This is a genomic window from Campylobacter concisus (assembly GCF_902460895.1).
GTDB lineage: Bacteria > Campylobacterota > Campylobacteria > Campylobacterales > Campylobacteraceae > Campylobacter_A > Campylobacter_A concisus_BC.
On sequence record NZ_CABPVL010000010.1, the window covers coordinates 1 to 8,680 of the forward strand.

General features: G+C 36.2%; 5 protein-coding genes and 1 tRNA gene. 2 read left to right on the forward strand and 4 right to left on the reverse strand.

Annotated features, from left to right (window positions below):
- Nucleotides 1-70 precede the first annotated feature (70 nt).
- Nucleotides 71-718: a response regulator gene (locus F3G98_RS09895; RefSeq protein ID WP_223227324.1), complete on the forward strand. Its 648-nt coding sequence runs from the start codon at nt 71-73 to the stop codon at nt 716-718.
- 124 nt (nt 719-842) lie between these two features.
- Here the strand turns inward: F3G98_RS09895 and F3G98_RS09900 are convergent, their stop codons facing one another.
- The 3 genes from F3G98_RS09900 to yedE form a co-directional block, all read right to left on the reverse strand.
- Nucleotides 843-2,264: a plasmid recombination protein gene (locus F3G98_RS09900; RefSeq protein WP_149726110.1), complete on the reverse strand. Its 1,422-nt coding sequence runs from the start codon at nt 2,262-2,264 to the stop codon at nt 843-845.
- Between the two features lie 421 nt (nt 2,265-2,685).
- Nucleotides 2,686-2,762 (reverse strand) — tRNA-Met (locus F3G98_RS09905).
- Between the two features lie 117 nt (nt 2,763-2,879).
- On the reverse strand, nt 2,880-3,938 hold the full coding sequence (yedE, locus tag F3G98_RS09910) for a YedE family putative selenium transporter (protein WP_109147248.1): 1,059 nt from the start codon (nt 3,936-3,938) through the stop codon (nt 2,880-2,882).
- Between the two features lie 136 nt (nt 3,939-4,074).
- Here yedE and F3G98_RS09915 point away from each other — a divergent pair, with 136 nt between their 5' ends.
- Nucleotides 4,075-5,274: a molybdopterin molybdotransferase MoeA gene (locus tag F3G98_RS09915; protein ID WP_149726111.1), complete on the forward strand. Its 1,200-nt coding sequence runs from the start codon at nt 4,075-4,077 to the stop codon at nt 5,272-5,274.
- A gap of 8 nt (nt 5,275-5,282) precedes the next feature.
- Here the strand turns inward: F3G98_RS09915 and F3G98_RS09920 are convergent, their stop codons facing one another.
- Nucleotides 5,283-8,531, reverse strand: a complete 3,249-nt coding sequence (locus F3G98_RS09920; protein WP_149726112.1) for an Mbeg1-like protein — start codon at nt 8,529-8,531, stop codon at nt 5,283-5,285.
- Nucleotides 8,532-8,680 lie beyond the last annotated feature (149 nt).

Sequence of the window (8,680 nt, forward strand, 5' to 3'; positions counted from 1 at the left end):
ATAATAAACAAGATCAAATTTATAAGGATTTTAAATTATATCAAGAATAAAAAGACTTCAAAAGCTCTGCGTGTTAGTTGTTTGCAGTGACGAAAATTTAATTGAAAAAATAAAGCTAAACAAGGATAAATTCTTAAATTTATATTTTATAAATTTTGATGACTTTTTGCATTTCTATTTTAATTGCAACACAAATTTAGATGTCGTAATTATCGACCTAGACCCTTTGTTTGAAAGTAAAGAAGAAATTGATTTCTTTAATATTTCATCCATCTCGCCAAATCAAAAATTTATATTTTTGGCAAAAAACAAAAAAGTCTATTCTAAAATTTTAAAAAATTTTCACGGCGGAAGCTCTGCTATATTGTTTAAGCCTATTAAAACAAGCGTTTTGCTAGATAGTATCGCTATACTATATCCTAGCCAAGAGGCAAGTTTTTTAGTGCTAAACAAAGAAATTAAGATAAATCTCGAAAAAGAGCAAATTTATAAAAATAACGAACAAATTTTTCTAACAAATTTACAGCATAAGCTCATCTTGCTCCTAGCTCAAAACGTAAATAATATAACCACCTTTTCAATGATAGAAGAGATAGTGTATCATAATAAAATGAGTTCAAAAATAGCTATGCAAAATTTAGTAGGCGTGTTAAAAAGAAATTTAAATCTTGATATAAAAAATGTGCATTCAAAGGGCTATATTCTTAACTCCTATTGACTTTTGTTTTGTCCTAAGTTTGTAAGCAAGCTAGTGTAAATTTACTTAGTAAAATTTACACGACTAGCTTACTTTGGTGGCTTAAATTTATAGATTACGCATTGTAAAATTTAAAGGATGCTAGCTACCCCATCTCCATCTCAGCATCATCTTTTGTAAATTTACTCCTTAGCTCTGGCATTTCATTTACTATCATCTCTTTTAGCTCAGGATTGGTGCTTGCTATTTCTAGCAAAAGACCTAAGCTTTTGTCATTAAGGTCTCTTAGTCCAGTATTTTCACTTTGCAAACTTTCGGCTTTATGTGTTAGAGATTGATTTTCTCTATCTTGACTCTTTATCAATGCACTTTGCTCATCTATCTTTGTTTGCTGATTAGTATGTGCTTTTAGTCTGTTTTTAAGATGTGTTATCTCATTATCTTGCTCAGCTTGGGTCTCTCTTAAACTATCTAGCTCTTTTTCTAGCTGTTCTTTTTCTTTTAAGACTTCTATGCTTTTCTTTTTATCCTCCTCTATGATTTTACTTTGTTTTGTTACTTGCTCATCAAGAAGCTCTACTTGTTCTTTTAGCTTTTTATCAGATGTGATGGTTATGCTCTCTTGCATTCGTTCATAAACTAAATTTGTAAATTCTGCTAAAAAGGCTTTTTCGCTACTAGTTTCCATTTTAAAATAGTTGATCTTTTTGCTTAAAAACTTGTATTCTGGCTTTATATATTCTTTTGCTATACTAATTATCTGCTCTCTAATCTTACCCTTTAGCTCTTGCTCACTCTTATATTCACTTGCTATTTGGTGCATTTGGGTTAAATTTTTATGTCTACTGTTACTTGGTTTGCCACGAAGCACCTGACCTTCAAATGCCTCTGCACCCATATCTTGCAGCTCTTGGCCAAATTTTGCTGTTTTTGACCTGCCACTAAACCTCAAATTTGCATGCTTTTCAAAGCTGTAGTTTGTAAAAAAGATATGAAAGTGCTTGGTCTTCTCATCATTATGTTCAGCTACAAGCAGACACTTTACGCCATACTTTGCGCAGTATGCGTTTATAAATCTCATTACTCTATCCATATGTATGTTTTCATTTATAAATTTTGACTCTTCGTCGTTTAGCCCTTCTTTTGGCTCTTTCTTCCTATCTGTGCCAAACGTGATGATGACTTCACAAAAACTAGCCATATCTTTGCGCCAAGACTTTTTTATAACAGTATCTTTGCCATTTCGCTTTTGTGTATAGGACTGCGCGGTATAGTCTTCTTTAAAGCTATCCTGAAAGTCTTTAAGTAATTTCTTTACAAAAGCCATATTATGTAGTTCATCATCTTTGCCGTTAGCATCTCTCATATTGCCATTGCCATTAAATTCACTTAGGAGTTTGTAACGATTAATAGTGACTGGATTCTTGTTGAGATACTTTATATGCTCAGTCTGATTTTTTTCACGACACGCATGTGCAAATCTACCTATAGCTCTACCATATGTTAAAAAACCCGACCTTACGTTTAAAACTAGGTTGTGGTCATTTACTAAATATGCATTAGCCATGGCAAATCACCTCACTACACAAACTTTCTTCCGTGCTAGCTGTGCTAGTTACTATTAATGAAAATTTTTTCATTTTTATCCTTTTAAATATATTTATAGTAATTACACCAATTTTGAAAAAAATCTGCGCTAGAAATGCAAATTTTCGTGAAAAAATATGTTATTTAAGAAGAACAAATTAAAAATAGTAAAAGGATAGAGCTTAAAACTACGTATTTAAGGGGATTCTAGATAAAAAGCTAGAAGTAAAAATTTAAAGCAAATCTATTTTTTATGGTATTAAAAGGACGATGGCTTTATAATCATTGGAATTTTTAAGAGACTGTCCCACTTTAGTAACTAAGTGTTCCACTCTTAAAGGAAATTTTAAAGAAAGGGAAAGAACAAAAGCATCACTGCTAGTGCCTAAAATAGGGTGTTATGGTGTCACGGGGGAGACTTGAACTCCCGACCTCCGGCTTATGAGACCAGCGCTCTAACCAGCTGAGCTACCGTGACAACTTAAAATAAGTTTTGGATTATACAACCTAAGAACTTATTTTTAGCTAAAATTTATCTCACTCAAATTTTATAGATATAAAAAGCAAATTTGACTGCAAAAGCAGCCAAATTTATTTAAGCTTTTTTAGTGAAAAATCCAACGTAAATAGCGTAGATAAAGCCGATCACTACGGCATAAGGAGCATAAGGTGTGATGCCAGCTCCTGAGCTTGCAAGCACGAAGTTATGACTTATCGCAGCACCTGCGCCCATGCCTAAAACAAATACAGCTGAGCTTAAATTTCCAGCTCCCATTTGCACTAGATGTTTGCCAGGGCAGCCGTAGCTTAGACTAAAGCAAAGGCCAGCGAGCGTCATACCTAAGAAATTCCAAAGCATATCATTGTGAGCGATAGGTTGTCCTTCAAAGCCAAATTTGTATTGATTTAGCACTAAATTTGTGATACTTGCGCAGACGATGATAGAGATGACGCCATAAAACATCGAGAAGTCACGCTCAAAAATTTTGCTGATAGCTCCCACTGAGCAAAATTTACTTTTTTGCATAAATGCGCCGATGATGATGGCACAAATAAGTGAGATAAATAAATTTGCATGCTGTGAGCCTGGACCTTTTTCTGAGCTAAATAATGCGCCATTTTCGCCAAGTTTTAGGCCAAAGATAAGTGCTAGTAAAAGCAAAATAGCAATAATTAGTGGTAAAAACCCTATCGCCTTTGCAGTGGTTTCATTTTCAGGTAAAACGTAGCCATTTTTCTTAAAAGCTCGTCCCACAAAGACACCAGCAAACAAGCCAACAACGCCAGCAATAGCGGTCATATCACCGCCTCCAAGACGCAAAAAAGCTCTCCAAGGGCAGCCTAAAAATATGAGGCAGCCTATCATCGCAAACACGCCTAAGAAAAACCTAGAAAATGCCGCGCTACCAGATACTGGAGTGAAATTTCTACTCCAAAGCATGCTAGCTAGAAAGCCTCCGATGATAAGCCCTAAAATTTCAGGTCTTAGATACTGCACGACTTTGGCCTGGTGAAAGCCAAGCGCACCCATGCTATCTCGTAAAAAGCAAGCCGCACAAACGCCCATGTTTGCTGGGTTGCCAAAATGAACGAGCACCGGACCAAGTATGCCAAGGCTCGCACCTGCGATGATGTAAAGTAGTGTTTTGTTCATGTAAATTCCTGTGTAAGGGTAAAACCAGACTGGTTTCTTAAACGATATTTTAATAATCATTAAATAAAACAAAGATTAATTTTTTGTAAAACAGAAGTGGCTAAAATATGCAAAAATTTCATAAAAAGGACAAATAATGAAAGATTTTATGAGCTATGCAGATAGCCTGAAAATTCTAAAAGATACGATAAATGCGTGGGAGAAGGTCGAAAAAGTAGCCATCACAGACGCGCTTGATAGAAATATCGCCTATGATGTGAAAGCTGCTGAGAACTACCCAGCAAAGCCAGTTTCGGCTATGGACGGCTACGCTTTTGCCTTTAAAGATGGACTAAACGAGCTTGAGCTCATCACCGATCTGCCAGCAGGTAGTGACAAAGGGCTGCATGTAGAGGGCAACAAATGCGTCAAAACCTTCACCGGCTCGCTAATGAGCGAAGGCACCGACACTCTTGTGCCAGTTGAAAATGTCGAGGTAAGTGGCTCAAAAATAATCATCAAAAAGAGCGTGCCAAAGGGCTTTGCTGTGCGAGCAGTGGGTGAGAGCTACAAAAAAGGCGAAATTTTAATAAAAAAAGGCACACGTCTAACATACTCTGAGATTGCGCTTCTTGCCGAGCTTGGCGTCTTTCACGTAAGTGTCTTTATCCGCCCAAGAGTGGCGATACTAGCAACTGGCAGCGAGATAAAAGACCTTGGCGAGCCTCTTGATAGTCCAGCGCAAATTCACAGCTCAAACCACGTAGGTATCGCTATGCAGATACGAAAAATGGGCGCGGAGCCGATCCTTTGCGAGATCGTAAGAGATAAGGCCGAGCTTGTCGAAAAAGCGATCATAAATGCGCTAAAATCAGCCGATATTTTAGTGACGACTGGCGGCATCAGCATGGGAGACTATGACTTTGTAAAGGGCGCTTTAAATGAAAACTTTAAGCTCATCATCGAGGGTGCTGCGATAAAACCAGGCCGCCACATCAGAGTGGCAAAATCAGGCGACAAATACATCTTTGCGCTGCCGGGATTTCCGTATTCGGCGATGGTTATGTGCGTGCTTTATGTAAGAGTGCTTATAAACACTTGGTTTAGCCAAGAAGAGCCAAAGATCACGGCGATAATGGACGAAGACTATAAAAAACGCTCGCCATTTTTGGAATTTACAGCGGTAAATTTAGAAAACAGAGATGGCAAGATCTTTGTAAATTTAAACGGCAAAAAGCTAGGTAGCTCAGCGATCGTAAATAACCTAACAAACGAAGCTGCACTGCTTATCATCCCTAAAGAGACAGAATTTATCGCAAAAGGTGAAATGGTAGAAGTTTTAAAGATGCCTTGCTAAGGGCAAATTTATAGCCCTTGAAGCACTACGACGTCGGTTATCTCTGCGTCTTTTTCTATCTTTGCGTCTAGCCCTTTGGCTATTTTTATAGTGATATCTTTTGTTTGATTTGGCGTTAGAAAGATCAAATTTCTAACGTCCTTTTCGTATTCGGTAAGTCTTTCGTAGTAGCCGTTTATGCCGTGCTTGCTCTTATACTCTGGCTTTATGAAATTTAGCCTAAAAACATCTGCGCCATACTTTAGCGAGTACTCTTTAAATTCATATTTTCTTTGGCTGGTTGTTTTGAAATTTTCATTTAGTAGCTTTAAAAGTGCCTTGTCGCTAACGTCTTTTGCGTCGCTCTCTTTTAGCACGATCTCGTCAGCTCCGTTTGGCTCTTTGTACTCGGTGCCGTTTATAGAGTATATGGCGACATGCATGTTATCTCTTTGCGATGCAGCACTCTTCATGAAAAACCTTAGCCTTGGATTTTGCGTGATCTGTACATCTTTTGGAGCTACCTCGTTGCCGTTTGCATCAACGTATTTTATCCCTTCAAAATTTAGTAAATTTGACTTTTTAGCTATGGATAGCGCGCAGCCTTTATCACTTAAGCAGTGATGAACCAGGTCTTGCATGAGAGCGTGGTTGTCATTTACTCTTTTAGCGCTTAGGGCGCTCTTTGGCACGTGTGCTACGCAGGTGCATGGCGAATTTGCCGAGCAGCCAACTATCGGCGAGCCTAAGAAGTCTTGACCTAGTATGAGCGGTATGCCATTAGATGTGATACTCCTGCCAGCTTTGCTTTTTAGCACTACTTGGCCACCATGCGGGCAAGTGATGATGTCGTCTTCTATGACTGGGTGAGCGGTGAAATTTGTAGCTACCGCACCAGAAGGCATGCTTTCATGATTTACCGCCTCTCTATCTTGTGCTTGCTTCTCTTTTTTCTCATCATTATTAGCTCTTTTTAGCTTTACATCCAAGCTACCCCTCTTTATATCATAGCCAAGCACTCTTATGCTAGTGTTTTTATTTGTGATATCAAGCGAGCCTTTAGAGCTTTCATCACCCCTTGGGCTAAAGTAGTAAAAGGGCTTTTGATCTTCTTTGTTTTCAAAGAGATCGTGCTCTTTTTCATCTTTGAAATTTGTAAAGCCAAATTTATAGTCCTTAGCTTCATTTGCACCTTTTAGAAGTGTGGCATTTAAAAAGAGATCGACCTTGTAGTTTTCTGGGTTTTCCACGCCAAATTTATCTCTTATCTTCTCATATAGTCTCTCAATATCCACTATGTCTTTATCTTTTGTAAATATGGCTAAACTCTCTTTATCTTTATCCACATATACGCTAGAGCTAGCTGATAAAAAGCCAAATTTTATCTCGCCTCTATCTTTTACGTCGTATAAATTTATAGAGCCACTCTGCGTGCTGTTGTCAAATAAAAGAGAGTAGGTTTGCTCTGATCTTTTCATAAAGTATGCCTTCTCATCTTGAGATGAAAGCGACCTTGTGAAATTTGACGTATAGGTGTAGAGCTTGCTAGCTTCAGCTTTGGTGGTAGTGACATCACTAGAGCTCTCATCTAATACCTTGTACGTCCTACACTTGTGCATAGCCCTTTTATCTTCTATCTTTTCACATCCACCTTCTTTAAATTTTTCTACTTCATCTTTGCTTATTATATTTGTGTATCGCTTCTCATCACTAAGCTTAAATATATCTTCTATTATCAAAGCTTCTTGCTCGTCTTTTAGATAGTGATCTGTGCGTATGTCTAAGTCATGTTTTATGTTATTTAACAGTATAAGTAGTAGCCAGTTTTTGTTTTTATTATATGTAATGGGTGAAATGGTGGCTTTATTGTCCATGTTGAAATTTACGCTATTGTATTGCATAGATAAATTTGTATCAAGATCAAAAATAAGCTTATAGTTTTGCTCCATAAATTCATTTAGATATAAAAATGTACCTTTTAAGCTAACATTTTTTGTCTTTTCATCATTATCTTTTTGCTCTAAAAGATATGAGAAAAAGTATAGTGTAGCGGCTGTATATGTAAGAAAGTGTGAGCTTACACTCACATTTGTATTTAGTATCGCATCAACGTTGCCTATATTTATAAGCACTTCATTGCCATTTATATCAACCCCAAGGTCTTGTATAGCGTTTTCATAGAGTTTATTGTTAAAGGCTAGGCTATCATTGTCTGTTTTCATATGGTATATGTTATTAACATTTAAAGGTGCTGGTAGGTAGGTGTGGTCCTTATCTGCTAGGATTAAATTTACATATAATCTTTTTTTACAAGAGAGCATACTTTGCATATTAGGAGTTAGTCTTCTTTTAGTAAATATATTTTTATTGCTTAGTATTCTATCTATTCGATCTATCTTGTGTGCAAAATCAATAGTATTAGCATAATCACTAAGCAATCCAGGCGAGTTAAATGTATAAATTTCATCTATATATTCAGAAAAAGTAAAAGCACATACTTGAGTTAGATATCCACCAAGAGAGTGACCACATATATTTATCTTTTCGCCTTCTTTTAATATAGGTATAACATTATCTAGAAAGAAATTTATTAAAGAATTTACTTGAGTTGGTACGTGCCCACTAGCTAGCATTATATCAGCCCAAATGTCTGCTGGTTCTTCGGTTAAATTCATTTCAGTGCCTCTAAAAACCAATATCCTTTTATCATTGTCTTTTGTATCTTCAAAGAGCGTAGCACTAAAACCTTCATTATCATTTTTTTGATGTTTTAGAAGTCTAAACCTTGATGTGAAATTTTTGGTACGTTTGGATATTTGGTGGTAGCCTTCTTCGTTTATAAATATACGTTGTGAAATTTCACCATTTTTTTCCTGAACGGCAATAAAGTTTTTAATGTTATTCGAGATTTTTATATTTGTATCTTCTTCTCCAAATTTAAAATTTGGTTTCTTGATAGTTAAATCCTGCATAAATCTAGCTTCTACACAAAGAGCGTAAGCGGTGGGTATCTTTTTTACTTCGGTAGTAACATTGCCTTGCTCGTCTGTTTTTGTGATCTTAATTTCTTTTTCATATAAAAAATTTATCCCATCAGCATAATCCCATCTAGGATTTGGCTCCTTTAAAATTTTCTCATTGTAAAATTTATCCGAAAAGCTCCAAATTTCATTCTCATCTATATACTCAAAAAAAGCATAAGCAACATCGGCTATATCAGCATAGTCTTTTATCTTATTTACCATCTCTTTGTTGGTTAAATTCTTTTGAGTATTCATTTATTTATCCTTATCTGAAGTGCTGACTTTTTCTGAATATATAGATGAAATTTATACATTTAACTCGCCTGGATTGCTTAGTGATTATGCTAATACTATTGATTTTGCACACAAGATAGATCGAATAGATAGAATACTAAGCAATAAAA

Coding starts and splice junctions, on each gene's coding strand:
- F3G98_RS09900 (WP_149726110.1), bottom strand. CDS start 2,264: ATGGCTAATGCATATTTAGTAAATGACCACAACCTAGTTTTAAACGTA.
- yedE (WP_109147248.1), bottom strand. CDS start 3,938: ATGAACAAAACACTACTTTACATCATCGCAGGTGCGAGCCTTGGCATA.
- F3G98_RS09915 (WP_149726111.1), top strand. CDS start 4,075: ATGAAAGATTTTATGAGCTATGCAGATAGCCTGAAAATTCTAAAAGAT.
- F3G98_RS09920 (WP_149726112.1), bottom strand. CDS start 8,531: ATGAATACTCAAAAGAATTTAACCAACAAAGAGATGGTAAATAAGATA.